A 25,853-nucleotide genomic window follows, 5' to 3' on the forward strand; every position below is an offset into this window, starting at 1 on the left:
AAAATTTTCATTTTCTATTTCTTTTAAAGCCTTTGCGATAACTTCACATTTTTTCACAGCCCAAATGTGGTTCTGTTGCAAAGTTTTAAATCTACTATCAGATAAGGTAGAATAATAGAAAAAGATAGCAGGAGGAATGACGATGAGTCATTTTAAAGGAAAGCAATTTCAGCAGGATGTGATTATTGTAGCCGTGGGCTACTATCTTCGTTATAACCTTAGCTATCGTGAAGTTCAAGAAATCTTATATGATCGTGGCATTAACGTTTCTCATACGACGATTTATCGTTGGGTGCAAGAATATGGCAAACTACTCTATCAAATTTGGAAAAAGAAAAATAAAAAATCCTTTTATTCATGGAAAATGGATGAAACGTACATCAAAATTAAAGGAAAATGGCATTATTTGTATCGAGCCATCGATGCAGATGGTTTAACCTTGGATATTTGGTTACGTAAAAAACGGGACACACAAGCAGCCTATGCTTTTCTTAAGCGGTTAGTGAAGCAGTTTGATGAACCGAAGGTTGTAGTCACAGATAAAGCCCCCTCTATTACAAGTGCCTTTAAGAAACTAAAAGAATACGGCTTTTATCAAGGGACAGAACATCGTACCATTAAATACCTGAATAATTTGATTGAACAAGACCATCGTCCAGTAAAGAGACGCAATAAATTCTATCGAAGTTTACGCACTGCCTCTACCACGATTAAAGGCATGGAAGCCATTCGAGGATTATATAAGAAAACCCGAAAAGAAGGCACTCTCTTCGGGTTTTCGGTCTGTACTGAAATCAAGGTATTATTGGGAATCCCAGCTTTAATCATAGATACCGTAAGGGATTTTATTCTTTATTTAAAACTTTGCAACAGAACCCTCTTCCTGTTTTGTGTTTTCGGATCATTTCTTACTTCTCTATTGTCCATATAATCTAAGATTTTTTTATAGGTTTTTAGATTTTCTTTATCTTGGATCTTTTGAAGTTTAATAGCAGCATTGACCATGATTACTATAAAAGTAACTGGCAAAATCAAAGAAAAATCGCCCCAGTATTTAAATAAGGATGCAGTAATGAGGGTTAAAACAAATGATCCTATAATAACCAACATTAATTGATTCATCTTAGCAATAGTTACTTCTCTTTTCATCTTATCGTCATCTCCTTTAATCAATTCGTCTAAGGAGATATTAAAATAATTGCTTAAAAGTAACAGATTTTGTAGATTTGGATAACTTTTAGGTGTATACTTAATTTAGATAAAGTAACTTTAAAAGTTACTTTTTAAAGAAGGTGAATAATTTTGAGTGAATTTACGATTGCAGTACATGGGTTGGTCTATTTAGGTCATAACAATTCAATTTTTACCAGTGAAGCATTAGCTGAGAACATTTGTACGAATCCAGTTCGTGTTCGCAGAGTTCTGGCAAAATGCCGAAAAAAAGGATTAGTTCAAACAAAAAAAGGTGTGCATGGCGGATACTTTCTAACCGATAATTTAGAAGCTATCACTTTAAAAAATGTTTATGAGGCGATAAAGATCCCAATTATCCAAAATACTTGGCATTCAGGTTATATCAATGAACAATGTATGATTTCGTCTGGTATGTCAGAAGCTATGGATGATCTTTATGATGAGCTGAATAAAGATGCAGTAGCAAAACTAGCAACTATTACATTAAAAGATATGGAAGTAAAATTATATGCAATACAAAATGAGAGGGGCACTAAAATATGAATGAGTACACTACAGACGTAGCCATTATTGGATTTGGTAAAGCAGGAAAAACATTAGCAGGTGCTTTAGCTAAAAAAGGAAAAACCGTCACTGTGATTGAAAAATCAGCTAAAATGTATGGTGGAACTTGTATTAATGTGGGATGCTTACCGACTAAATCGTTGACACATAGTGCAAAAATTATTGATCAATTATCAGAATTTGGCATTGAGCGAAATCCTGAGATTAACAACCAGTTTTTCAAACAAGCCATGGACTATAAAACTGAATTAGTAACCAAATTAAATAAAAAAAACTACCATAAAATTGCTGATTTAGATAACGTAACAGTCTTAGACGGTTTTGCTCACTTCAAAGATGACCATACTTTGTTAGTGGATACAGATACAGAAACGCTACAAGTTACGGCTGCTAATATCATTATTGGAACTGGATCTACGGCTGTTATTCCAGATTTTGAAAACAAGCAAAACAGTCCACACATCCACACAAGTGAAGAAATTTTAGAGCTAACAAATCTGCCAAAAAAACTAGGTATTATCGGAGCTGGTCCAATTGGATTAGAATTCGCTTCTTATTTTGCTGAATTTGGTTCTGAAGTAACTGTTTATCAATTCAATGACTCATTATTGCCACGTGAAGATAAGGATGACGCAGCAGCTATTTTGGAAAGATTAGAAGAATTAGGGGTAACTATTGAATTTAACGCTCAAGCTAAACGTGTTCAAGATACGGATAATGGTGTACGTTTAACATTTGAACAAAACGGCGAAGAAAAATCTGCTGAATTAAATGAAATTTTAGTTGCTACTGGCCGTATTCCTAACACAAATAAATTAGATATTGAAAAGGCTGGCGTGGCGCTCGGCGCTCGTGGAGAAATCAAGGTAAACAAGCACTTGCAATCTTCTGTTGAACACATTTGGGCAGTGGGCGACGTTAAAGGTGGACCACAATTCACTTATATTTCTTTGGATGACTACCGTATTGTTTTGCCTCAATTGCTAGGAGAAGAATCCAACTATAATTTAGAAACGCGTCGTGTTTATCCTACAGCAACATTTGTGGATCCAACATTTGCACGGGTAGGCTTTAATGAAAAAGAAGCAACTGAAGCTGGTAAAAATTATAAAGTTGCTAAGATGCCCGTTGCTGCTGTTCCTAAAGCTCAAGTATTGCGTGAAACAAGCGGCTTTTTGAAAATATTAGTTGATCCAGAGACTGACCTTATATTAGGCGCAAGCTTCTTCAGCTACGAAGCTCACGAAATGATCAACTTAATTGCATTAGCAATTAATGAAAATATTTCATATAAGAGTTTACGAGACGGTATTTATACTCACCCTACAATGAGTGAATCCATGAATGATTTACTTGAAATGATTTAACTTAAATTTAACCACAAAAGAGGCTGGGACAAAATAAAATGGACCTTATAGAGATCTATTTTTCAGAGTCCACTCTATAGGAGTCATTTTACACTATTCACCTCCTATTCATTATTACTTATAACAGATAAGAGGTGAATATCATGCCCTCACTAGACGTTTATGTACCAATTAATAACTCTATTTTAGTACTTGTTGAAGAAATAAAAGAGTGTCTATAAAATCGTATAAACTAATTTATATAAGAGATTCCGGAAAACATCGTGTGCGATATAAAAATAAATTCTATCAAATATAGAACTTACCCAAATCTTTAAGCCCATCATAGCGTAAGTTTCATATCTAAAAAGAGAAGATTGGATTTATTGAGTAAATTAATCATGCAAATATAACATTACCGTTACTATATCGCCACCGCTTTTCCCTATCGCGTCTCTAATTTCCTTATTGATTGAGATGATCTTATCTTCATCTTTCCTTGGAGCCAAATAAATGTTTTTCACTTCAAAATCGTCAATTGTACCAGATACTTTTAAATGTCCCCATCTCCCTTTATTATCAGCTGTTCCTGGTAGTCTAAGATGATAAGTCTGGAATGGCAACAGTTTTTTTGACAAATTTTATAAGGTGCAGAACTTCCTTCCGTATGCTATTCCGATTGTCCTTGACAATGAGCCTCCTCGGATGTGACGATCTTCGGCAGGAGCTAACAGTTAAAGTTAGACTGCCTCGCTAGCGTTAGCACATCCGAGCTCATTATCAAGGATTCGCTGCGCCAATCTCTGGTTACGGTAACCAACCGGTGTCTCGTAGCCAAGTGTACCGTGCAACCGAAGGTGGTTCCACCAATTGACATAGTCAAATAACTCCAAATCCAATTGTTGTAAGGTTTCAAATGTGTATTGATAGACAAATTCTACTTTCAACGACTTATAAGTTGATTCAGCTGCGGCATTATCAAAAGGACAGCCTTTATGACTCAATGATCGATTGATGTCAAAAGTTGTTAATAATTCATCAATAGCTTGGTTATCAAACTCTTTTCCACGATCAGTATGAAAAATCTCAACCTCTGTCAGAGGTTGTTTGATACGGCTAAATGCTTTTTTTACTAGAACGGCATCTTTATGTTCTCCACAAGAATAGCCGAGAATTTCTCGATTGAACAGATCCAAAATGAAACAGACATAATTCCATTTTTTCCCGACTCGTACATAAGTCAAGTCTGTTACGATCGCTTCTAATGGGTTGTCTCTTAAGAATTTACGATTCAATACGTTTGTCGTTTTGGCTTCATTGCAAGTAGAATGATGTACTTTAAAATAAGCAACAGTATAGCTCGATTTTAATCCTCTATTTTTCATGATTCTACTAATTTTTCGTCGGCTGATCCGAATGCCTCGTTTTGATAAGGCTTTTTTTATTTTTCTTGAGCCGTAGGCCTTTCGGCTGCGGATAAATTCTTCAGCGACTACTTCTTCAAGTTCTGATTCGTCTTTCTTTGGTTTTGATTGATAATAATAGGACTGACGTGATAGACCTAATATTCTGCACATCGCTGATATAGGGTAAAGATGCTTATTCGCATCGATTACTTGTCTCTTCGTCCGAATATCAGCGCTGCTTGCTTTAAAATATCATTTTCCATTTCTAATTGCTGGTTTCTTTTACGTAGTTCTAACAATTCTTTTTGTTCAGGCGTAAGATTATCTTTTTCTTTGAATGAACCACTCGTTTTAGATTGCTTTACCCATTTGTCAAATGCTGAAGCCGTTAGTTCATATTCTCGAATGATTTCTAAACGTGGCTTTCCAGCTAAGTAAATATTGACGATTTGTTGCTTGAATTCTTGTGAAAAAGTTCTTCGTGTTCTCTTAGACATAAAAATTCCTCCTGGTATATTTTCTTCTAGTCTACACACCTTAATTTTTCTGTCTAGTTAATTGTAGCCTATCCAGATATTAGCTTTTCGTCACCCACTACAGTTGACATAGACCCACAAAAAACTTAAAAACCTTGCGATGTAAGACTGGCACGGAGAAGACCAATCTATCATCACAAGGTAAGAGTATTCAAATCTTATTGAAGACTCAAATAATAACAAATTTTAATTAAGGATAGTAATATCATAGATTTTTCTAGAAGTTTCTTGAGGTGAAATTTTCGTTACCTGTCTTTTATCTTCTAAGAAATTACCTTCTTCAAGTGAAGTGGAGAGACCACTCCAAGGTTCCAAAGCAATGAATGGACTTTTATTAGTTGTAGACCACAGAATCAAGTTCGGAAAATTATCAAAATCTACTCGAAGACCTTTACCAGACTTCCTTGACCGAAGCGTTACGCTACGAGACTTGAGCTGGTCAAGTGTAATGGCATCATGGGAAAAAAGTGAGTAGTCCAAATCGAGAATCTTTTGATTTTCCAAAAAAGGTGTGCGATCTTGCAAATCTAATAATCCTGTCTCAGGAAAACTCTTTGGTATCGAGCAAGACTCAACCTCACTAAATTCAATATAATAATCCTCATAGTTTTCACCTTCTACTAAAGGACAATTGAATGCTGGATGGGCTCCAATAAAGTAAGGCATTGTTTTTTCCATTTCCAAGTTCGTTACCTGAAATTCGGTTCTAATTGATTTACCATTCAAGGTATAAACAACTCTCAGTTCAAACTGATATAGGTAATTATCAAGCATCTCAGCATTTGGTTTAATACTAAAGGTCACGCTATTATCATTGACTTCTTCCAGAATAAATTCTTCTTTTCGAACAAAACCATGTCTACGAATAAGACCTGTAAAAAAGGGTCTTTCTTGAGGTCTATAAATAGCCCAATCATTTCGTAAACTACCACAGATAGGAAATAGAATAGGCGCCTGTCCATTCCAATAATTTGGATCAGCTTGCCAGAGATACTCTATCCCATCCTTGTCTTTAATCGAAGTCAGTTGACCACCCAGTGTTTTAAACTGAACAGTAAGATACTCGTTTTTTAATTCGATAGTCACAACTAATTCCTTTCTTTTTATTATTGGAAAGGCAAATAATTTACCTCGAAGTGAATAGTCTCACGTATTTCTACATCGAGTGATTGTAAAAATTCCCATTCAAATGCTGATAACTCTAAATCAGAATGGCAAATCCACTCTTTTCCAGTTGAAACATACCATTTACCACATTTTAGCAACGGGGTAGCTTCAAGCTCAGGAATCATAGGACAATCTTCGAAACTAACAATATATACATTTTCAAAGCCTGGTCTAAATAAGTGTTGTACTTTTTCTAAAGTATCGGATAACAATTTTTTACATTTTCAAGTAATATTACTCTATCACTTGAGTTTCTGCTACTTTCTTATACCAATGAGCTGATTTCTTAGGATAGCGTTCTTGCGTGTCAAAGTCTACATAGAATAGTCCATAACGTTTTTCGTATCCGTTTGACCATGAGAAGACATCCATAAGTGACCAGATGAAGTAACCTTTAACATTTGCACCATCCGCAATTGCGTCTGATAAAACTTCCAAGTGTTTCTTCACGTAATCAATACGACCATCATCATAAACGGTATTATCTACAAACTCATCTTTGTATCCAAGACCGTTTTCAGTGATGTAAATCTTCTTGTAGTTTGGATAATCATTTTTCACTCGCATGATTTGGTCATACAAGCCTTCAGGATAAATAATCCAGTCCCAATCCGTTCTAGGCACATAATCTGGTGCGATTCGGCGACCAACACCTTTAATCTGGTACTTAGAACTTCCTTTTTCACCCTTACCATTGTGAATGATTTCAGTCTCACCATCAAAGGCTTGCATCCAATCACTCATGTAGTAGTTGATACCAAGGAAATCGTTCAAATCTTTAGCTGCTTCAAGTGCTTGGAAGTCTTCATCACGAAGATCAAGTTCTCCACCATTTTCAGCTAGGATGTGGTTGACCCCTTCCATCGTTTTATCTGAATAGTGTCCAAGGTAGGTTGCATCCAAGATAAATTTGTTATGGATGATATCTTCTAACTCAGCGGCACGAACATCTGCTGGATTTTCTGGATCATAAGGGTATTTGGTTGGCAACGCATGTACTACACCAATTTCGCCTTTATAACCTTTATCTTTATACAATTTCACAGCACGTGCATGAGAAACCATCATATTGTGGTGTGATTGGAAGACTTTGGCAAGATCATATTGAATGCCTGGAGGGAATTTACCAACCAAGTATTGACCATCTCCAATTGGGCCAATTTCATTGAAAGTTGTCCAGTAGTTTACTTCTGGGAACTCTTCAAAACAGAAAGCGGCATAATCTACAAAGTGTTCTATATTTTCGCGGTTTAAGAAATCTCCATCTGAGTGAAGAACTTCTGGTGTGTCAAAGTGGTGCAAAGTCACGAATGGCTCAACATGACGTTTGTGGCACTCGGCAAAAAGATTATGGTAGAATTCAACACCTTTTTCATTTACTTCGCCATAGCCAGTTGGGAAAATACGAGACCAGGCAATTGAAATACGAATACCATTAACGCCATATTTTTCAGCTAATTCTAAATCAACAGGATATTTATGGTAAAAATCACTTGCAGGCTCTGCTGTGTACCAATAATTGTCTTCAAGATACTTATCCCATGCAACTGGGCCTTTACCATCCGTGTGAGTCGCACCTTCTGCTTGATAAGCAGCTGTAGCACCACCAAAAATAAAATCTTTAGGAAGTGTTTTAGTCATAACTATAAATCCTTTCAAAAAAAGCATTTGAGACGATATTCTGAGTTCCGGAAACCAAGGAAATGAAATGAAATGCAATGATATGGTTAACAATATTATAAGGAACTGAAAGAATAATCTCGTCTCAAATAACTTTTACAAATTTATTAATCAAACTGTTGTTGAACAAATGCAAGAGCACCTTGTCCATCACGTGTCAATTTGATATATTGAGCTCCTTCAGTTTTTGCAAGTTTAATGCCCAATTTATCTGTTTCAGCCTTCATATCATCGAAGTTTGAAGCGACCTGTGGAGCCAAGATAACCAAGTCAAACTCTGGCAACATTTCACGGTGAGCACCGTAACTACCCGCTGCCGCTTTGACTGGAACATTGTATTCTGCTGCTGCTTTGTTCAAGGCATTGGCAAGCAAGCCACTTGTACCTCCACCTGCACAAAGAACAAGGACATTAGTTTCTTTTGTGATATTATTGTTTGCTGCTACATCTTCTTTAGCAACGCCTGCTTTTCCAAGAACGGCATCTGCTTTAGCAGTATTGAAGTTTGCAGTTACTTTTTCTTTAAGAGCATCGTTTGTTTTACCAGAACGTTCTTCTTCAAGAATTTGTTCATCGTATACCTTAACAAATGGGTAATAAATGATAGTATCAACAACTACCAAGAGTCCGGCTAAGATAAATGATAGAACTTGGAAGTTAGTACCGAGTACAATTCCCAACGGACCAGGAGTAACCCATGGAAGGTTGGCAGAGAATGAGTTCATGTTCAATGTGTCAACAAAGAATTTAAAGATCCAAACGTTGACAATCGGAGCGAAAATGAACGGTACAAAGAAAATCGGATTCAATACGATTGGTGCACCAAATAAGATTGGCTCATTAACCCCAAAGAATGTTGGAACAACTGAGGCACGTCCGATGGCACGGTTACGTTCTGATTTACAAATCCACATGAACAAGAATGGAACAATCAATGTAGCTCCTGTTCCACCCATGGTAACAATAAACATTTGAGTACCAGAAGTGATAACTTTATCTGCATGTTGTCCAGCTTGGATAAGATGCAAGTTGGCATCGATATTGGCATAAGTGATAGCAGCAATTGCTGGTTCGACAATTGAAGGACCGTGGATACCAACAAACCAGAAGAAGGCATAAGCACCAAAGATAAGTGTAATTCCAAGGTAACCATCTGCAGCTGAGAAGAGAGGAGCAAGAACGGTACCGATTGATTCTGCAACGGTTACACCAAGAGTTCCCTTAACAATGAGTTCAAGTCCATAAAGGAGAACAACCGATACAGTGAATGGAATCAAGTCTTTAAATACTTGAGAGATATTTGGTGGAACCTCTTCAGGCATACGAATAGTAACATTATTTTTCACACAGACCTTGTAAACATTAACTGTCACAAAGGCTGCAATAAATGCTGTCAAAAGACCTTTTGTTCCCATGAAGGCTGTCAAGAAGCCTCCTTCTTTTGCAGGCTCAGCTGCCATCAAAAGGAACCCTACCATAGACGCTAGCATCGTAGATAAGAAGTTAATCTGATTGGTCGCAGGTAGGTCACGGTTCATTGAGTCCGTCAAAGCTTTAGCGGTAGTACCACCAACAAAGAATGCTAGGATACCCATCGAATAGCTATAAGGAGTCATCAAGAAGGTCTCAATGTCTTTTGACCAGTGGAATCCCCAAGCATTTGGGACATAGGCAATAAGGATAAAGATAGATGAGAAAAGGATGACTGGCATACCAGCGATAAATCCATCACGAATAGCACGAAGATAGATGTTTCGAGAGATTTTCTCAAAGAACGGTTTCCCTTTGTCAATAAGTTCAATGAGTTTATGCATTATTTTGCTCCTCTTTTATAAAGTTCGATGAGGTGATGAATCACATCTTTTAATAAGACAGTAGTCATTAAGTGGTCCTGACCATGCATCATGGTAACGCTGTATGGAAGTTCCTCCCCAGAAGCTTCTCGAGCCAACATAGCTGTCTGAGAATTGTGAGCCTCTGCAATACAGCTTCCTGCTTCTACTACAAGACTATCTGCCTTAGCGAAATCACCATTTTCAGCCGCTTTAAGCGCTTCTAAAAGTTTAGAGCGAGCATCTCCAGCATAAGCAACAATTTCAAACCCTAAGAGAGTCATCTCTTCTCTGTTCATAACAATATCCTCCGTTTTATGTTTTTACTATACTTTATCAGTCCATGGACTAGCTGTTTTAACAAGAACTTTGTTAAGTTCATCAATATTTTCGAATCCAGTAGTACGCAACCATTCACGTGCTGCTTTTTCACCTTCTTTGATGTAAGGTTCTACAGATCCTGCCCAAGTAGCACGTCCACAAAGCACACCATTAAACTTGGCACCTGAGTCGTGAGCAAATTGCAATGTTTCTTGGAACAATTTAGCAGATACACCTGCACTTAGGTAGATGTATGGAAGGTTAGTCGCTTCTTCTTGTGCTTTAAAGAAGTCAGCAGCTTCAGCTTTACTGTAAACCACTTCACCATCAGCAAAACCTTCGACATATTTAACGTTAACTGGTACTTCTACTTTAAGAACATCAATGTTAAAGCGTGGATCAGAGAAAACTTTCATCGCTTCAATGACTTTGCGAGGTTTCACTTTTGCATATTCAACAGAACCTGCATCTGAGATTTCTTCATCATAAGCAAGGATTTCCAAGAAGAAAGGAATATCTTCAGCGACACATTCAGAACCAACACGTTCAATATAAGCTTGTTTTTGTTGGTTAAGTTCATCTGAGCTGTCTACATCATAGTAAAGCAAGAACTTAACGGCATCAGCGCCTTGCTCTTTGATACGTTTTGCAGACCAAACATCCAAGCAGTCAGGCAAACGTTTTGTACTTGATGTATCATAACCTGTTTTTTCATAGGCAAGAAGAAGACCTGCTTCTTTATCCAATGCTTTTGTTGCTGGAAGTCCATATTCAGGGTCAAGCAACATTGAAGAAGCGTATTTTGTAAGTTCATCAGCAACCAAAACCTTTAGTTCTTCCATTTGAGCTACAGTTGGTTCTGTATCTTGATACTGTGCCATCAAACGTTTCAAAGCACCACGTTGGTCAAATGCCAAAGCTGAGATAACACCGTTTTTATCTGAAATTTTTTCCAAAGATTTGCGTTTCTGTTCTGTAAGTACCATTTTTATACCTCTTTTACTCCAATTTGTGAGTTTAGTGTTTCGTAATTAGTCATATTCACATGCCCTGTCATTGTTTCTTGAGCATTTAACATACCCAATGTCATCGCATGTTTTAATAAGTCAGCGTCACTTTTTTTACTATTTAAAGCTGATGCAATACCAGCTACCGTTGAGTCCCCTGATCCGACTGGATTAACAACTGGGATATCAGGAATATCTACCTTATAGAAAACATCACCATGTTTTGCAAAGGCACCGTTTCGACCTAATGAGACCACTATCCATTCGATACCACTAAAAAGTGACTCTTTAAGAACGTCTTTGAGTTCTTCAATATCTTTTGTTACTTCTTTTCCAAGCAACTGTGAAAGTTCCTCATTATTAGGTTTGATGGCAGTAGGTTTAGCCGACGATTTTAGAACTGTTTCAAGAGGTGCACCTGAACAATCCAAAACGACTGCTACTCCTTCATCCGAAGCAAGTTGGATAAGTTTTTCATAATAATCGTTGGGAAGTCCTGAAGGTAAACTTCCTGAAATTGTAACAACTTCTGATTGTTTAATAAGATTGCTATAGTGGTCAAGAAAGCCTTCTGCTTCTTCATGAGAAATTGTTGGTCCTTGTTCCAAAATTTCTGTTTGGTTACCCTCGTGTAAGATAGCAATACAGTTTCTAGTGTTTCCTGAGATTTTATAAAAAGCTGGACTAACAGGAGATTGTTCTAATTCGCTTTCAATAAATTCACCAATTTTACCACCTAAGAAACCTGTAGCAGTAACTTTATCACCAGATTCATACAAGACTCTAGTAACATTTAAGCCTTTTCCACCAGCTGTCTTACTAACATCTTTTACCCTATTCACTGTATCAATTTTCAATGTTTCTAGAGGATAAGAGATGTCTACTGAAGGATTTAGTGTGACTGTCAGAATCATTTGTTATACCTTAATCGTGGTAGTCACCACGGTCCCATCTTTCAAGGAATTCTGTAAAGAAATCTTCATCTGCTTGATGTGCATTATGTGTTTCAACGTGTTCGATTTTTGCAATCAATTTTTTATTTTCTTCTGTTGGTTTGTACTCAGCTTCAATGAAAGCTTCAATGATGTCATTCATAAGAAGACCACCAGTAATCATTCCACCGAAACCGATAACATTCGCATTTAACTCTTCTTTTGCATATATAGCTGATGTCATATCACGAACCAACGCTGAGCGAACACCTGGAACTTTATTGACTGCATTGTTAATGCCGACACCTGTACCACAGATACATACTCCCAAGTCTGCTTGACCACTTACTACTGCTTCACCGACTTTTTTACCATAGATAGGGTAGTGAGTACGTGCGTGGTCATATGTCCCGAAATCAAGGACCTCATGTCCTTTTGATTTCAAGAATTCTGATACTGCCATTTTTTCATCTGTGACAATGTGGTCACATCCAATTGCGATTCTCATTCCTTAACTCCTTTTCTTAACACATCTTGTTAAGCATATCTACTCGGATTTGATGACGTCCACCATCATATTTACCATTGACGAAACCTTTAGCGATGTTTTTAGCAAGCTCATCACCGACGATTTCAGCGCCAACCGTAATCATTCGTGAATTGTTATGTCCACGTGTCATATAAGCTGAGCGTTCATCTGAAACTTCTGCTGCAACCATACCTTTAATTTTAGTTGCTACCATGAATGGACCAGCTCCATAAGCATCAATTACAATACCTAAGTTTTGCTCATCTTTATTTACTTCAGAGGCAACTGCCAAGGTAACATCAACAAAATCTTGTCCGTCCTTAGTCACATCAATTACCTCAAAACCTTCTTCTACAAGAAAATTTTTCACAACATCTTTTAATCTCGTACCTTTGAGATCTGCACCAACAACAATAGCCATTTTGACCACCTCCTAAATTTTAGAAAGAAATGCTACGTAGAAGTAGAAAACATTTTGCAAAATGTTCGAAAAAACGTTTTCATCATTTCTTTGTTTATATAATATCAAACATTCAAACAAAAAGCAACGCTTTTTGTTTATTTTTTGTTTTTTTTATTTGTTTTTTTAAAAAATAGATAACACCGTTAAATTATTGTTCATTTTTGTTCATTTAATCCATCACAAAATGGACGTGAAATATCTATTCAAGTATTACAAAAGTCTTTTACTTTCTATAACTTACTGATTAAGAGGTCCTACTTTATTTTCGTCTTATACAAAATCTGACCTAAGCTAATATACGTCAATCCTCTGTTCTTATTTCATCATCTAACATTTGTTTTTGTTTGAAATTGTTTGTTTTACCTTGAAAATATTGTCTTTTATGATACAATTAAAAGAGAATTATCTTTGGAAAAAAATTACTTTATGAAAGAAGAGTTTTCATATGAACAAAAAACGACGATTAGAAAAAATTTTAGATATGTTAAAGATTGATGGGACCATAACCATAAAAGAAATAATAGATGAACTAGATATTTCCGATATGACAGCCCGTAGAGACCTTGATGCTCTAGAAGCTGATGGACTTTTAACACGTACTCATGGTGGTGCACAATTGCTTTCCTCTAAAAAGCCACTTGAAAAGACACATATCGAGAAGAAAAGTCTAAATACAAAAGAAAAAATTGACATTGCTAAAAAAGCCTGCTCTTTAATCAAAGATGGCGATACTATTTTTATTGGACCCGGAACTACACTTGAACAACTGGCATTAGAATTGAAAGGTCGTAAAGGTTATAAAATTCGTGTCATTACAAATAGTCTCCCTGTGTTCTTGTTTCTAAATGATAGCGAAACCATTGATTTATTGCTTCTTGGCGGTGAATATAGAGAAATAACTGGAGCTTTTGTAGGTTCAATGGCTTCGACAAATTTAAAAGCAATGAGATTTGCCAAAGCTTTTGTTAGTGCAAATGCTGTTACCCATAATTCTATTGCTACATATAGTGACAAGGAAGGTGTGATTCAACAACTTGCCCTAAACAATGCTGTAGAAAAATTCTTATTAGTAGACAGTACTAAATTCGATCGATACGATTTCTTTAACTTCTATAATCTAGATCAACTCGATACCATCATTACAGATAACCAGATTAGCCCTCAACACTTAGAGGAATTTAGCCAGTACACTACTATTTTAAAAGCGGACTAGAATTATGACTTATAAAAATATTGTTTTTGACCTTGATGACACTCTTTATGACCATCAACTCCCCTTTAAACGTAGCGTTGAGAAATGTTTTCCAACGATTGATATCCAACAAATAGATAACATTTGCAAACGTTTCAGATATTGGTCTGATGTTGCTTTTCCTAAATACACGAAAAAACTCATCAGTATTGAGCAGCTTAGAAATTTTCGCTGTCAGAAGACTATGGAAGAATTTGGCATCGATAGTATTTCTAGGACAGAAACTCTAGACTTCCAAGCTGACTATGAATATGAACTCGATCAGATTACGATGATTCCTGAGATACATCAACTACTGCTGGCTCTACATAAAAACCACATCCCAATAGGTATTCTAACTAATGGCCCTGTTGACTTACAGAGTCGAAAACTCCAAAATATTGGTGCCTATCAATATTTTGAAAAGCAAAATATCATCATTAGTCAGTCCACTCACGGAGGAGCTGCAGAAAATAGCTATGAAGGTAATATAAAAAACTTACAAAGTTACCGAAATGTCCAATTATCTAAAAGGGCTATAGAAATTCTTAAAGAGGAAATTGAGTTAAATCACCAACATATAAGATTCAATCCTGATTATAAAGATAATGGATGGATTTTTACTTCCAAAAGTCGTCATAAACCCGACTATAATGGAACACCTCTTCATTATAGTGTCCTTAACAATTTCCTCAACTCACCTGAAAATGGAAAATTAAATCGAAAAGGTAATCCAAAACGAGCAGGAATTGATATTGATAATAAACTTAGTTTTAATAAACATATTACGGCCCATATATTCCGTCATACGCATATTAGTTTCTTAGCAGAGCAAGGAATACCCCTAGAAGCAATTCAAGACCGTGTAGGGCATTCTAGAGGTAGTCGTGTAACAGAAATTTATTTGCACATCACTAAAAAAACAAAGGATCAAATTATACCTATCCTTGATACTCTTACACAATAAGTGTGGCAAATCTGTGGCAAAACATAAGAAAAAGGCTTGTCCATATTGGACAAACCCTTTATTTTCAAGCTTATATAACCTAATTAAGCTTTACCAGCTGATTAGAATAGGATGTTGCATGTTTTACTACGTCTTTTTCATAGAGTTTCACTAATTCGTCAAAATTTGAACGTCCTCTTTTTCTTCTTTGGTTTGTTGTTTGAAAAGAATTTTCCAACCTTCTTGTTTTGGTGTCTTTCCGATCGATTGAAACAGCAAATCAGCTACTTTCGTTTGTATCTTGGTTTCTTCATACAAGTAATCAGGTAAAAACATGGCAACGGTCGTTTTAACGACTAAAGCATAAATTTTTCGTTGTAAATCGTCCATTTTCGCTAATGTAGATTCGGTAGGTACTTGTTTTGTTGGGATAATGGCGTGGTGTTCCTGTACCTTACTACCGTCCACATAACGCTTTCTAGGCTCTGTTTGAACCATTTCAAGATCAAGTCCTAAAAAACCGCTATATTTGCCAAAATTCGCTTTTAAATAAGCAAATTCTTTCTCTGTAATAAATGGTGTATCTGTTCTTGGATAACTCAATAATTTGGCTTCATACAGTCCCTGCATAGCTTTTAAAGTTTGGCTCGCTGTCGCTTTATAAAGCTGATTGACTTTTGATTGCAAACTACTTAAAGAAAACAAACTCGGACTATTCGTTTTCTTCTCTTTGGTTTGAATATCAGCAATTATCCCCTCTTGATTGCCTATTTTAGCTTGTTTAGAAGAAACAAAAGCTAAAAAGCTCCTCTTGGGTTTTAAAACGCTGTGTGGGGCTTAGAACGCCCTTAAATGACCCTTGGTTTACTTTTATACTAGCTTCCACCTCGAAAAAAGGTTCTTTTTTAAAATTCTCTATGGCTTCCTGGCGCTGAAAAATAAGGTATAAGGTGGGCGTTTGAACACGTCCTAGTGAAAATGTACCTTGTACGCCCTTCTGTTGTAAATTTAACGTATACAAAGGGCTTGCGTTCATGCCGATCAACCAATCGGCAATTTGGCGTGTTTGCGCTTCTTTAACTACATAAAATTGTAACCACTGGTTTTAAGAGTAGTGTATCATCCCAAATCATATAATTAATTGACTGCGATTGTTATAAAACTCACGGTAAGCCATATAACTAGCAATAAATGAAGAAATCGCAGTAACTGAAATCAACATAAACATCACAACAATTTGGTAACGAATCGCTTGAACAGGATCAATTCCCGCAAAAATCAACCCTGACATCATACCTGGTAGGCTGACAAGTCCAACCGTTTTTGTTCGGTCAATAGAAGGAGCCATGCCCGTTTTGACGCTTTCTCTTACAATACTCATGGACGCTTGTTTTTTATTGGCTCCCAATGCCAATTTTTCCAATACCTGTTGGCGTTGGTCCGTAAATTTTGAATTCAAAGACCGATAGGTCACTCCAATCGCAGTCATGGCGTTGCTGGCAATCATGCCTGTAATTGGAACGATTTGGGAAGGGGACCAGTCAATGACTCCTGAAAAAACAAGAATGAGTAAGGACAAGGCTGTTCCTACTCCAATAGCCGTCGTTGAAATTTTAAAAGAGCGGTTGATCCCCTCACTGCGTGTATGGGCGTTATAAGAAGCGTTGAACACAATGAACAAAACCATCGCTAAAGTGAGAAAGTTGTTATCCACTCGTAATACGTAGCTCAATACATATCCAATAAGGAATAATTGAACGACAGCGCGAAATCCCGCAATAAAAATGTCGTTTCCTAATCCCAATTTCTCTTTGTAATCAATCAACAAGGCAACTATCAAGAGGACAGAGGATAAAAGCAAAGAAAGATTACTGATTTCCAAATTGTTTGTCATTTCGATTCCTCCATTTTTCCACCTTTGATAGTAATCAGACGAGAAGCTTGGTCGATTTCTTCCTGGTTGTGAGTGACGGCCAACACCGTAGTTTGTTGGTCTTTCATCATGTCTCGGACTAAATCAAGGACAATCGCTCTGTTTTCTTGGTCCAATGAACTGGTAACTTCATCCAGGAGCAACACTTTCGGTTGATACATCAAATTTCGGACCAATGCAACCCGTTGTTTTTCCCCTCCTGATAGTTCCTTGACCTCTTTCGATAAGTAAGTTTCAGGTATTTGAACTCGTTCTAACAATTTTTTTGCACGTTCCCGATCAAATCCTTCTTCTCTTATGCGGGCAGGAAAAGACAAGTTCTCTTGAACTGTCTCATCGAATAGAGAAGCGTTTTGAAAGAAATAAGAGACTTCTTTTCTATACTCCACAGGATCGATTTTTTGCAGATCCGTACCTCGATAATAAATTTTTCCGGAAGTTGGGGAAAGCAGCGTACCAATTAATTTCAAAAGGGTACTTTTTCCACTTCCAGAAGGACCAGAAAAAACAATCACTTCCCCTTTGTTTACTGTAAAAGAGATATCTTGAAGGATTTGGTTTCCGTTTGCCTGAAAACCAACCTTCTCTAATTGAAACAATGAATCACTCATACCACATCTCTCCTTTATAAAAAAGCCCTGCACCAGTGGACCATCCATACGGGTGCAGGGCTTTTGTTTCATCCTAGTGTACCTCAGTGTTCGTTTGGATCGTTTTTGGCGTCTTCATGAGTAGGGTGAACCGTTCCTTCAAGGTGATCTGGACCAGCATAAATGGTATACAGTCTGAGCGGCTTATCACCGGTGTTTTCGATGTTGTGCCACATGTCCGCCGGAACAAATACGGCGTCATCATCCATCACTTTTTGTTGAACATGTAAGTTATCTTTAGAAGGCCCCATTTTACACACGCCTTCTCCTTCTTCAATACGGATAAATTGGTCAATGCCTTCGTGCACTTCCAAACCGATGTCATCGCCCGGTTGAATGGACATTACGGTGACTTGCAGTTTACTGCCTGTCCAAATGGTCGTCCGGTAATTATCATTTCCTGTGGTGGCGTCTTCAATATTAATGATATACGGCTTCTTCCCATGATCCTTGTAGTCTATTTCCATCTTCCATTCCTCCTAGTCTTTGTACTGAAACAATGATACCTACTTCTTATTTATAATAATTCTAATTAATGGTACCACATCTAAAATTCTATGCAAAAAAATTGGCTTTTTGGAGAGCGATTCTAAACAAAGACCATATAACCCGCAATTACAATTGGTACCCCTTAATCCTCAGCACATAAAGGAAAAGGTTCTGTTGCAAAGTTTTAAATCTACTATCAAATAAGGTAGAATAATAGAAAAAGATAGCAGGAGGAATGACGATGAATCATTTTAAAGGAAAGCAATTTCAGCAGGATGTGATTATTGTAGCCGTGGGCTACTATCTTCGTTATAACCTTAGCTATCGTGAAGTTCGAGAAATCTTATATGATCGTGGCATTAACGTTTCTCATACGACGATTTATCGTTGGGTGCAAGAATATGGCAAACTACTCTATCAAATTTGGAAAAAGAAAAATAAAAAATCCTTTTATTCATGGAAAATGGATGAAACGTACATCAAAATTAAAGGAAAATGGCATTATTTGTATCGAGCCATCGATGCAGATGGTTTAACCTTGGATATTTGGTTACGTAAAAAACGGGACACACAAGCAGCCTATGCTTTTCTTAAGCGGTTAGTGAAGCAGTTTGATGAACCGAAGGTTGTAGTCACAGATAAAGCCCCCTCTATTACAAGTGCCTTTAAGAAACTAAAAGAATACGGCTTTTATCAAGGGACAGAACATCGTACCATTAAATACCTGAATAATTTGATTGAACAAGACCATCGTCCAGTAAAGAGACGCAATAAATTCTATCGAAGTTTACGCACTGCCTCTACCACGATTAAAGGCATGGAAGCCATTCGAGGATTATATAAGAAAACCCGAAAAGAAGGCACTCTCTTCGGGTTTTCGGTCTGTACTGAAATCAAGATATTATTGGGAATCCCAGCTTAAATCATAGATACCGTAAGGGATTTTATTCTTTATTTAAAACTTTGCAACAGAACCCCTTTTCTTATGCTTAACTGTGGTGCACTTAACAAAAAATTACCTTCTTTCTCATCAGATTTGCTTAAACTGCTTTTTAGACAAAGCTTACCGACTGTCTAAAAAGCAATCACTGTCCTACCCTTATCTTTTGCATTCATTTTTAAGCAGGTCTATGCTTGGTTATAGAAAGAAGGGGGAAATAAATCAAGCGTACGAAAAAGAGATATCCTTAAAAATTGGAAAGGAGCAATTCATCATGAAAAAGAAATTGTTTAGCATTGGTTTAACAGTAGGTGTCCTTGCATTAGGTGCAGCTTATCTTGCTAAAAAGACAGGCTTTTTCGAAGATGATAGTCACTTATACGATGAATATGAGTCTATCTAGTTTCTAAAAAGGGAATAAGTAACAATGATGGAGGAATTAGTGATGAAAAAAAGTAAAGTTATAATGATTGGTGCCGGTTTAGCAAACATGGCAGCTGCTGTCTACTTGATTCAAGAAGGCAGATGGAATGGCGAACAAATCACCTTTTATTCTTTAGATGATCATGGTTCAAATGACGGTGCCCCAACAGAAACAGTCACAGATGAATATTGGAATAAAAATCATCCCCTTGAAAACCAAAAGGGCTATGTAGCCCGTGGCGGACGGATGCTGAATTATCGGACGTATGTTGATTTAATGGATCTTTTAGATCGAATCCCTTCTGCTACCGAGCCTCATATGACTGCCGCAGAAGATACCCGCGACTTTGATGCAAAACACCGCACATTTGATAAAGCACGGTTATTGGAGGGCGGAAAAGGAATCATTGATGGCGGTCACTTGGGATTGAACAATAAAGACCGTGTTCTTTTAACTAAGCTGATTGCTATGCCGGATTCGGAGGAAGAAAAACTGGATAATGTCTCTATTTCCGAATACTTCAAAGACGATCCTCACTTCTTTGAAACAAACTTCTGGTTCATGTGGGAGACCACTTTTGCTTTCCGTTTGCAAAGTTCTGCTCAAGAATTACGTCGCTATATGCATCAAATGATTTATGAATTTACTCAAATTGAACATTTAGTCGGTGTCAATCGTACGCGTTACAATCAATATGAAAGTATCATGCTTCCATTAGTCAATTATTTGAAAGATCAAGGCTGTCACATTGTACTCAATCGGCTAGTCACTGATTGGGAATTCAAAGAAACAACAATGCAAGATGAAATCACTGTAACCGGGTTAAAAATGACTAATACTGAAACGAATGAAGAAGAATTTGTTCCGGTAGACGATGATACTGCAGTCATCTTTACAAATGGCTCAATTACAGATTCTGCTACTTTAGGCGATTTTGAAACACCGGCTCCTGAAAATATGGACTACGGGGCAGCATCCAGTTTATGGAAAAAAGCCAGCGAACGTTTCTATAATGTAGGAAATCCCGACAAATTTTTTGCTGATCGAAATGCCAGCGAATGGGTCAGCTTTACCTTAACGACGCGTGACCATATTCTTTTGAATGAAATCACACGAATCACGACCCAAATTCCTGGCAATGCACTGAACTCCTTTGTGTCGACTTCGCCAATTACGCCGTTAGGCCAAAAGGATGTCAATATGTCGATTGTCGTCCATCATCAACCCCACTTCACGACCCAAAAACCAAATGAAACAGTCATCTGGGGTTACTTCTTGTATCCTCGCCGTCGTGGTGAATTTGTGGACAAACAATACATTAAGATGAATGGAAAGGAAATGCTGCAAGAACTGATTGGGCAACTTTCTAAAGTCGATCCTGGTCCGGGCAATATCCGCGATAAAGAAGCAGAAATCATGGCTAGTGTAATCAATAATATTCCGGTCTACATGCCCTATGCTTCAGCATTATTCAACAATCGTGCCAAAACTGATCGGCCAAAAGTAATTCCTCAACATTCTACAAACCTTGCCTTTACCGGTGAATTTGTTGAACAGCCTTATCAAATGATTTTCACTGAACAAAGCGCCGTCCGTTCTGGAGAAATTGCGGCCTTTCACTTCGCAGGTATTCCAATGTCTCGCTTAGTACCAACCCCTCGTTACGATAAAGATTTGAAGACATTGGCTCGTGCCGCGAAAAAAATGTTTGCCTAATAAAAATGCCCTACAAAAACTTTTTAATGAAGTTTTTGTAGGGTGTTTTTATACGATATTCACTTTTAACTTTGCACAACTCCCTACCATCGACTAGAAACAATTCTTGCACCCTCTTTTAATCTTTTAATATTAAGTTTACGTTTTTCTCTCAATTCATTTTGTTCTTTTGCTGAAAGTACAACTTTTTTTCTATAGAATTTTTCTAATTCTTTGGAGCAATCATACATCACTATCACCCTTCTTTATTTTCTTCCTACTTTCATTAGTAACACCATACTTCATTCTGTACCTTCTAAATGTTCTTCGATTTATACCTGTCTGTTCTTCAACTTCTTTGTCTGTAGATCCTTCCAAAAATAATTTAAATGCTAATTGCAGACGCTTATCATCTTCTCGATACTTTGGCTTTCCACCCTTATACTTACCTTTTGCTTTAGCAAGCGCAATACCTTGCTTCTGTGTTTCAAGTATATATTTACGTTCATCTTCAGCCTGGTACTTATATAATTCAATAATCAAGTTATTAAGTAATCGGCGTAGGTTATCATCAGTAATACCTGTTAACGCTGGTAAATTTAATACTTCAAGCGTGGCTTTCTTCAATTGAATTAAATTCATTGTTTCCGTTAATTCTTTATTATTACGACCAAGACGTTTAAGTTCGGTGACTACCACAATATCGTCTTCACGAATAAAATTCATCATTTCTTGAAATGCTTCTCGATTTGTATCCTTTCCACTCAACTTGTCAGTAAAAATTTTATCACAGTCAGATAAAAGCTCTAATTGTCGATCTAAATTTTGATCTGTACTACTTACTCGTGCATATCCAATTTTGGCCATAGAAAAAACTCCTTTGAAAATTCAAAATTTGGATCATTTTAAAAATCCTGTTGCCCAACTCTGTTGACCTCTTAGAAAACCAAGTATATCATGAATACAAAAAAAGACCAACAGGGTATACTCTGTTGACCTCTTAATGAAATACTTTCTGACCTAATAAATTGAGCTGCTGAAAGAGCTATGAAATGAGAAATCAAAAAAGGATCAAAAACTTTTAAGTTTCTGACCCCATACAATATTTGTCCTAATACTCATAAATCTAAATTTTAATTGAACAATGATTTAGTTACGAGTTCATGAACACATAAATAAAGCAATACTTATTAAGTATGGTATCTAAAAAGAGCGTCCAGCAAATCGTTATTTCATGAACATTCAAACAATCACTTGAATATAGATAAATGCTCTGGTACAATACATTCAAACGAATATTTGAATGTAAAGGAATGATCGTATGACTAATGAAATTTGTGAAATTAATTGTATTCATGAAGATAGGGTTAATCGTGCTAAAGCTAAACTAACCGACTTTGACACTCGGTCAGTAACTGGTTTCTTTAAAATATTGTCAGATGAAAATAGACTAAAAATTGTACACGCCTTGGTTCATGAAGATGAGCTATGTGTTTGTGATATTGCAAATATCATTGATGCTTCAGTTGCAACAACTTCACACCACCTGAACTCCTTAAAAAAATTGGGAGTAGTTGATAGTCACAAGGATGGTAAGTTAGTCTACTATTTTATTAAAAATATCAAAATCTTAAATCTTATGGAGCTTGGCGTAAATTTTAAAGAAGAGGTGCTAGCATGAGTGAGAAAATGACCGAAAAAACCTATCGAATAGAAGGGTTAAGCTGTGCAAATTGTGCAGGTAAATTTGAAAAAAATGTGAAACAGTTACCAGGGGTTACGAATGCAACAGTAAACTTTGGTGCAAGTAAGATTTCAGTAGAAGGCCAAACAACTATTGAAGAACTCGAAGAAGCGGGAGCCTTTGAAAATCTTATCATTCGTAATGATCAAGAAAATCCTGAACAAGTCAGATCAAAAGAGTCTTTTATTAAACGGAATATCGCTTTAATCATCTCTCTTGGTTTTATACTTGTTGCTGTGATTTCCCAACTCTCATTGGGCGAAGATCATCTATTAACGAAAGCTCTTTATATATTGGCAATAATAATTGGTGGATATGATTTATTTAAAGAAGGATTCTCTGATTTGATCAAATTGGACTTCTCTATGGAATCCTTAATGACTATTGCAATTATTGGAGCCGCATTTATTGGAGAATGGGCCGAAGGTTCTATTGTAGTAATACTATTTGCTATTAGCGAAGCTTTGGAACGATTTTCAATGGATAAAGCAAGACAGTCGATTCGTTCTCTTATGGATATAGCTCCAAAAGAAGCTCTTATCAGGAGAAACAATGTAGAGCAATTAATCAGTGTCGATAAAATCGATATCGACGATATTATGATCATTAAACCCGGACAAAAAATAGCCATGGATGGACTTGTTATCAACGGTCATTCCTCAGTAAACCAAGCAGCAATAACAGGAGAATCGGTTCCTGTTGAAAAACAGTTAGATGATGAAGTGTTTGCAGGCACACTAAATGAAGAAGGTGTTCTTGAAGTCAGAGTAACAAAAAAAGTAACGGATACAACGATTGCCAAAATCATTCACTTAGTTGAAGAAGCGCAAGGAGAACGTGCACCTGCTCAAGCTTTTGTAGATAAATTTGCAAAATACTATACGCCATTCATAATTATTATGGCTCTTATGATAGTTGTTGTTCCTCCGCTATTCTTTGGTGGCGATTGGAATAAATGGCTTTACCAAGGGTTATCCATTTTAGTAGTCGGATGTCCTTGTTCATTGGTGATCTCAACACCTGTTTCAATTGTTTCGGCTATTGGCAATGCAGCAAAAAATGGTGTTTTAGTAAAAGGCGGAGTCTACCTGGAAGAAATTGGTCATTTGAGAGCAATTGCTTTCGATAAGACTGGAACTTTAACAAAAGGAAAGCCTGTCGTAACAGATTTCATTACAACCAGTTCTGACACTGGTATAAATTATCTATCGATTATTTCATCGCTGGAATCTCTTTCTCAACACCCATTAGCTTCTGCTATTTTAAATGAAGCAGATAAGACTAATGTTGATTACAAGTCAATACAAATCGAGGATTTCCAATCTATCACAGGTAAAGGGCTTACGGGGATATATCAAAACATACGTTACTATATTGGAAGTCCTAAACTGTTTTCTGCATCAGTAATCGAAGAAACAGCGGTCAAAGTACAATACAGACAATTTCAAGAACAAGGGAAAACCGCCATGTATTTCGGTACTGACGAACAAATTTTAGGTGTAATTGCTGTCGCGGATGAAGTAAGAGATTCAAGTGCTGACGTTATTTCTGAACTCCACAAATTGTCAATTGAACACACTATTATGCTTACTGGTGATAATACTAAGACAGCTGAATCTATTGGTAGACAATTAGGTGTGACTGAGATAAAAGGAGATCTAATGCCTCAAGAAAAATTAGATTCGATTAAAGCATTGCGGACAACTTATAATAAAGTAGCAATGGTGGGCGACGGCATTAATGATGCACCAGCATTAGCTGCATCAACGGTAGGTATTGCAATGGGAGGTGCAGGAACAGATACGGCTCTCGAAACGGCTGATGTTGCTCTAATGGGTGACGATTTACAAAAATTACCATTCATTGTTAGACTTAGTCGCCAAACTCTAAAAGTAATTAAGCAAAATATCACGTTCTCATTGGGGATAAAATTATTAGCTCTACTACTAGTCATACCAGGTTGGTTAACACTATGGATTGCTATTGTAGCAGATATGGGAGCAACGCTTTTAGTAACATTAAACGGATTACGATTGATGAAAGTTAAATAACACAACAAATAAAAGAAGGCATGTTTATAAGCGTGCCTTCTTTTTATGATACATTTTTAGTTTTTTTGAACGCTAGTTATGAAGCAAACTATGCGCCATTTAAATATTAAAATGACAAGGCCCTAAAAGAAAAGTGATTTCCTCTTAGAGCCTCTAAGGATGGAGCGATTTTAACGAATGTGACAGAATCTGATTGTGTCACATCAGTAAAATTTATGGAATATATTTAAGCAGATACTTTTTAATAGCACTTTTCTCAGAATGTCTTGCATAAGACCATTAAAATCAATGATTTTTATTCTCTACATTTGATATTTTATCTGATAGATAATCAGTGATCACCAAAAGCACACCAAACGTCAACATTACATCTGCAATATTAAATACAGGGAAATTTAGAAAATCAAGACGTAGCATGTCAACTACATAGCCAATCCTTATTCGATCTACTAAGTTTCCCAATGCACCTGCAATAATAAAATTCAGGCCACTCGTCAGAATCTTTTTTTTACTTTTTAACATTAGCCAACCCAACATAGCGATTATGGGCACCGATATAACAATCAATAAGTTTGTATTATTACTCAAAATCCCCCAAGCTGCCCCACTATTTTGAATATAGGTCAGTGAAAAAATATCGGGAATAATGACTCTTTCTTCATATAATGCAAAAATATTAACTGTCAATAATTTAGCAATCTGATCTACACTTAGAAGAACGAATATTGATATTACACTTACAAATAACATGAAAGCCCTCATCATCTAAATAT

General features: G+C 36.6%; 25 protein-coding genes and 4 pseudogenes. 10 read left to right on the forward strand and 19 right to left on the reverse strand.

Features of this window, described 5'->3' with window-relative positions:
• Positions 1-142: 142 nt before the first annotated feature.
• The 3 genes and pseudogenes from A5870_RS16805 to A5870_RS16820 all read left to right on the forward strand — a co-directional run.
• Positions 143-820, forward strand: a pseudogene (locus A5870_RS16805) (IS6 family transposase); the annotation flags it as partial.
• A gap of 482 nt (positions 821-1,302) precedes the next feature.
• Positions 1,303-1,737 (forward strand): RrF2 family transcriptional regulator, encoded by a 435-nt coding sequence (locus A5870_RS16815; RefSeq protein WP_005237713.1) that lies wholly within the window; start codon positions 1,303-1,305, stop codon positions 1,735-1,737.
• A complete protein-coding gene (locus A5870_RS16820) occupies positions 1,734-3,125 on the forward strand; it encodes a dihydrolipoyl dehydrogenase family protein (protein ID WP_005237714.1) in 1,392 nt (463 codons plus the stop codon). The genes A5870_RS16815 and A5870_RS16820 overlap by 4 nt, the downstream gene beginning before the upstream one ends.
• A 374-nt stretch (positions 3,126-3,499) precedes the next feature.
• On the opposite strand, the gene A5870_RS16825 is transcribed toward A5870_RS16820, so the two are convergent.
• From A5870_RS16825 to lacA, 11 genes are all read right to left on the reverse strand, one after another.
• The gene (locus A5870_RS16825; protein WP_086294030.1) at positions 3,500-3,742 is read right to left on the reverse strand and encodes a DUF1905 domain-containing protein; all 243 of its coding nucleotides are present in this window, start codon (positions 3,740-3,742) and stop codon (positions 3,500-3,502) included.
• Positions 3,743-3,844: 102 nt separating this feature from the next.
• Positions 3,845-5,007 (reverse strand): IS3 family transposase gene (locus A5870_RS16830; RefSeq protein ID WP_139843176.1). Its coding sequence is split into 2 segments (ribosomal slippage): positions 3,845-4,731 and positions 4,731-5,007, totalling 1,164 coding nucleotides; the frame shifts between segments, so codons are not numbered across the junction.
• Between the two features lie 225 nt (positions 5,008-5,232).
• Positions 5,233-6,132, reverse strand: a complete 900-nt coding sequence (locus A5870_RS16835) for an aldose 1-epimerase family protein (protein ID WP_005237723.1) — start codon at positions 6,130-6,132, stop codon at positions 5,233-5,235.
• Positions 6,133-6,152: 20 nt separating this feature from the next.
• Positions 6,153-6,425 (reverse strand): DUF3884 family protein, encoded by a 273-nt coding sequence (locus tag A5870_RS16840; protein ID WP_010051939.1) that lies wholly within the window; start codon positions 6,423-6,425, stop codon positions 6,153-6,155.
• A gap of 22 nt (positions 6,426-6,447) precedes the next feature.
• A complete protein-coding gene (gene lacG / locus A5870_RS16845) occupies positions 6,448-7,854 on the reverse strand; it encodes a 6-phospho-beta-galactosidase (RefSeq protein WP_002290548.1) in 1,407 nt (468 codons plus the stop codon).
• A gap of 146 nt (positions 7,855-8,000) precedes the next feature.
• Positions 8,001-9,707, reverse strand: a complete 1,707-nt coding sequence (locus A5870_RS16850) for a lactose-specific PTS transporter subunit EIIC (protein WP_086294031.1) — start codon at positions 9,705-9,707, stop codon at positions 8,001-8,003.
• Positions 9,707-10,024 carry a PTS lactose/cellobiose transporter subunit IIA gene (locus A5870_RS16855; RefSeq protein ID WP_002290550.1) on the reverse strand — a complete coding sequence of 106 codons (318 nt, stop codon included), beginning with the start codon at positions 10,022-10,024 and terminating at the stop codon, positions 9,707-9,709. The genes A5870_RS16850 and A5870_RS16855 overlap by 1 nt, the downstream gene beginning before the upstream one ends.
• A 27-nt stretch (positions 10,025-10,051) precedes the next feature.
• On the reverse strand, positions 10,052-11,032 hold the full coding sequence (gene lacD / locus A5870_RS16860; RefSeq protein ID WP_002290551.1) for a tagatose-bisphosphate aldolase: 981 nt from the start codon (positions 11,030-11,032) through the stop codon (positions 10,052-10,054).
• A gap of 2 nt (positions 11,033-11,034) precedes the next feature.
• Positions 11,035-11,967 carry a tagatose-6-phosphate kinase gene (gene lacC / locus A5870_RS16865; RefSeq protein ID WP_002290553.1) on the reverse strand — a complete coding sequence of 311 codons (933 nt, stop codon included), beginning with the start codon at positions 11,965-11,967 and terminating at the stop codon, positions 11,035-11,037.
• Between the two features lie 10 nt (positions 11,968-11,977).
• Positions 11,978-12,493 (reverse strand): galactose-6-phosphate isomerase subunit LacB, encoded by a 516-nt coding sequence (gene lacB, locus A5870_RS16870; protein ID WP_002345825.1) that lies wholly within the window; start codon positions 12,491-12,493, stop codon positions 11,978-11,980.
• A gap of 16 nt (positions 12,494-12,509) precedes the next feature.
• A complete protein-coding gene (gene lacA, locus A5870_RS16875) occupies positions 12,510-12,935 on the reverse strand; it encodes a galactose-6-phosphate isomerase subunit LacA (protein ID WP_002290555.1) in 426 nt (141 codons plus the stop codon).
• Positions 12,936-13,422: 487 nt separating this feature from the next.
• Between lacA and A5870_RS16880 the strand changes: the two genes are divergently transcribed.
• Positions 13,423-14,190: a DeoR/GlpR family DNA-binding transcription regulator gene (locus tag A5870_RS16880; protein WP_010740269.1), complete on the forward strand. Its 768-nt coding sequence runs from the start codon at positions 13,423-13,425 to the stop codon at positions 14,188-14,190.
• A 4-nt stretch (positions 14,191-14,194) separates the two neighbouring features.
• Positions 14,195-15,175, forward strand: a complete 981-nt coding sequence (locus A5870_RS16885; RefSeq protein ID WP_086294032.1) for an HAD family hydrolase — start codon at positions 14,195-14,197, stop codon at positions 15,173-15,175.
• A gap of 88 nt (positions 15,176-15,263) precedes the next feature.
• On the opposite strand, the pseudogene A5870_RS17870 reads toward A5870_RS16885, so the two are convergent.
• The 5 genes and pseudogenes from A5870_RS17870 to A5870_RS16910 form a co-directional block, all read right to left on the reverse strand.
• Positions 15,264-15,368 (reverse strand): annotated as a pseudogene (locus tag A5870_RS17870) (zeta toxin family protein); the annotation flags it as partial.
• Positions 15,335-16,211: pseudogene (locus tag A5870_RS16895) on the reverse strand (DNA topoisomerase); the annotation flags it as partial. The pseudogenes A5870_RS16895 and A5870_RS17870, both read right to left, overlap by 34 nt.
• 72 nt (positions 16,212-16,283) lie before the next feature.
• Positions 16,284-17,048 carry an ABC transporter permease gene (locus tag A5870_RS16900; protein WP_086293263.1) on the reverse strand — a complete coding sequence of 255 codons (765 nt, stop codon included), beginning with the start codon at positions 17,046-17,048 and terminating at the stop codon, positions 16,284-16,286.
• Complete coding sequence (locus A5870_RS16905; RefSeq protein WP_002307505.1) at positions 17,045-17,698, reverse strand: ABC transporter ATP-binding protein; 654 nt, start codon at positions 17,696-17,698, stop codon at positions 17,045-17,047. Before A5870_RS16905 ends, A5870_RS16900 begins: the two co-directional genes overlap by 4 nt.
• Before the next feature lie 83 nt (positions 17,699-17,781).
• Positions 17,782-18,204 carry a cupin domain-containing protein gene (locus A5870_RS16910; RefSeq protein WP_002307506.1) on the reverse strand — a complete coding sequence of 141 codons (423 nt, stop codon included), beginning with the start codon at positions 18,202-18,204 and terminating at the stop codon, positions 17,782-17,784.
• 263 nt (positions 18,205-18,467) lie between these two features.
• Between A5870_RS16910 and A5870_RS16915 the strand changes: the two genes are divergently transcribed.
• The 3 genes from A5870_RS16915 to A5870_RS16925 all read left to right on the forward strand — a co-directional run bounded on the left by A5870_RS16915 (position 18,468) and on the right by A5870_RS16925 (position 21,306).
• Positions 18,468-19,148 (forward strand): IS6-like element IS1216 family transposase, encoded by a 681-nt coding sequence (locus A5870_RS16915; RefSeq protein ID WP_002332296.1) that lies wholly within the window; start codon positions 18,468-18,470, stop codon positions 19,146-19,148.
• 292 nt (positions 19,149-19,440) lie between these two features.
• Positions 19,441-19,569: a hypothetical protein gene (locus A5870_RS16920; protein WP_010749143.1), complete on the forward strand. Its 129-nt coding sequence runs from the start codon at positions 19,441-19,443 to the stop codon at positions 19,567-19,569.
• 42 nt (positions 19,570-19,611) lie between these two features.
• On the forward strand, positions 19,612-21,306 hold the full coding sequence (locus A5870_RS16925; protein ID WP_010749142.1) for an oleate hydratase: 1,695 nt from the start codon (positions 19,612-19,614) through the stop codon (positions 21,304-21,306).
• Between the two features lie 110 nt (positions 21,307-21,416).
• Here A5870_RS16925 and A5870_RS17875 read toward each other — a convergent pair.
• Positions 21,417-21,536, reverse strand: a pseudogene (locus A5870_RS17875) (cyclic GMP-AMP synthase DncV-like nucleotidyltransferase); the annotation flags it as partial.
• Positions 21,529-22,152: a recombinase family protein gene (locus tag A5870_RS16930; RefSeq protein WP_010749141.1), complete on the reverse strand. Its 624-nt coding sequence runs from the start codon at positions 22,150-22,152 to the stop codon at positions 21,529-21,531. The pseudogene A5870_RS17875 and the gene A5870_RS16930, both read right to left, overlap by 8 nt.
• A 454-nt stretch (positions 22,153-22,606) precedes the next feature.
• Here A5870_RS16930 and A5870_RS16935 point away from each other — a divergent pair, with 454 nt between their 5' ends.
• On the forward strand, positions 22,607-22,966 hold the full coding sequence (locus A5870_RS16935; protein ID WP_029486036.1) for an ArsR/SmtB family transcription factor: 360 nt from the start codon (positions 22,607-22,609) through the stop codon (positions 22,964-22,966).
• The gene (locus tag A5870_RS16940) at positions 22,963-25,080 is read left to right on the forward strand and encodes a heavy metal translocating P-type ATPase (protein WP_029486037.1); all 2,118 of its coding nucleotides are present in this window, start codon (positions 22,963-22,965) and stop codon (positions 25,078-25,080) included. The genes A5870_RS16935 and A5870_RS16940 overlap by 4 nt, the downstream gene beginning before the upstream one ends.
• A 285-nt stretch (positions 25,081-25,365) precedes the next feature.
• Here A5870_RS16940 and lspA read toward each other — a convergent pair whose 3' ends face one another.
• Complete coding sequence (gene lspA, locus A5870_RS16945; protein WP_034706604.1) at positions 25,366-25,830, reverse strand: signal peptidase II; 465 nt, start codon at positions 25,828-25,830, stop codon at positions 25,366-25,368.
• Positions 25,831-25,853 lie beyond the last annotated feature (23 nt).

It is taken from the genome of Enterococcus sp. 2G9_DIV0600, assembly GCF_002140615.1.
GTDB classification, from domain to species: domain Bacteria; phylum Bacillota; class Bacilli; order Lactobacillales; family Enterococcaceae; genus Enterococcus_D; species Enterococcus_D innesii.

What these genes read in the sequence shown, in the direction of transcription:
- A5870_RS16820 (WP_005237714.1), top strand. Translation starts at nt 1,734, where the DNA reads ATGAATGAGTACACTACAGACGTAGCCATTATTGGATTTGGTAAAGCA.
- lacG (WP_002290548.1), bottom strand. Translation starts at nt 7,854, where the DNA reads ATGACTAAAACACTTCCTAAAGATTTTATTTTTGGTGGTGCTACAGCT.
- A5870_RS16850 (WP_086294031.1), bottom strand. Translation starts at nt 9,707, where the DNA reads ATGCATAAACTCATTGAACTTATTGACAAAGGGAAACCGTTCTTTGAG.
- A5870_RS16855 (WP_002290550.1), bottom strand. Translation starts at nt 10,024, where the DNA reads ATGAACAGAGAAGAGATGACTCTCTTAGGGTTTGAAATTGTTGCTTAT.
- lacD (WP_002290551.1), bottom strand. Translation starts at nt 11,032, where the DNA reads ATGGTACTTACAGAACAGAAACGCAAATCTTTGGAAAAAATTTCAGAT.
- lacC (WP_002290553.1), bottom strand. Translation starts at nt 11,967, where the DNA reads ATGATTCTGACAGTCACACTAAATCCTTCAGTAGACATCTCTTATCCT.
- lacB (WP_002345825.1), bottom strand. Translation starts at nt 12,493, where the DNA reads ATGAGAATCGCAATTGGATGTGACCACATTGTCACAGATGAAAAAATG.
- lacA (WP_002290555.1), bottom strand. Translation starts at nt 12,935, where the DNA reads ATGGCTATTGTTGTTGGTGCAGATCTCAAAGGTACGAGATTAAAAGAT.
- A5870_RS16880 (WP_010740269.1), top strand. Translation starts at nt 13,423, where the DNA reads ATGAACAAAAAACGACGATTAGAAAAAATTTTAGATATGTTAAAGATT.
- A5870_RS16885 (WP_086294032.1), top strand. Translation starts at nt 14,195, where the DNA reads ATGACTTATAAAAATATTGTTTTTGACCTTGATGACACTCTTTATGAC.
- A5870_RS16900 (WP_086293263.1), bottom strand. Translation starts at nt 17,048, where the DNA reads ATGACAAACAATTTGGAAATCAGTAATCTTTCTTTGCTTTTATCCTCT.
- A5870_RS16905 (WP_002307505.1), bottom strand. Translation starts at nt 17,698, where the DNA reads ATGAGTGATTCATTGTTTCAATTAGAGAAGGTTGGTTTTCAGGCAAAC.
- A5870_RS16910 (WP_002307506.1), bottom strand. Translation starts at nt 18,204, where the DNA reads ATGGAAATAGACTACAAGGATCATGGGAAGAAGCCGTATATCATTAAT.
- A5870_RS16915 (WP_002332296.1), top strand. Translation starts at nt 18,468, where the DNA reads ATGAATCATTTTAAAGGAAAGCAATTTCAGCAGGATGTGATTATTGTA.
- A5870_RS16920 (WP_010749143.1), top strand. Translation starts at nt 19,441, where the DNA reads ATGAAAAAGAAATTGTTTAGCATTGGTTTAACAGTAGGTGTCCTTGCA.
- A5870_RS16925 (WP_010749142.1), top strand. Translation starts at nt 19,612, where the DNA reads ATGAAAAAAAGTAAAGTTATAATGATTGGTGCCGGTTTAGCAAACATG.
- A5870_RS16930 (WP_010749141.1), bottom strand. Translation starts at nt 22,152, where the DNA reads ATGGCCAAAATTGGATATGCACGAGTAAGTAGTACAGATCAAAATTTA.
- A5870_RS16935 (WP_029486036.1), top strand. Translation starts at nt 22,607, where the DNA reads ATGACTAATGAAATTTGTGAAATTAATTGTATTCATGAAGATAGGGTT.
- A5870_RS16940 (WP_029486037.1), top strand. Translation starts at nt 22,963, where the DNA reads ATGAGTGAGAAAATGACCGAAAAAACCTATCGAATAGAAGGGTTAAGC.
- lspA (WP_034706604.1), bottom strand. Translation starts at nt 25,830, where the DNA reads ATGTTATTTGTAAGTGTAATATCAATATTCGTTCTTCTAAGTGTAGAT.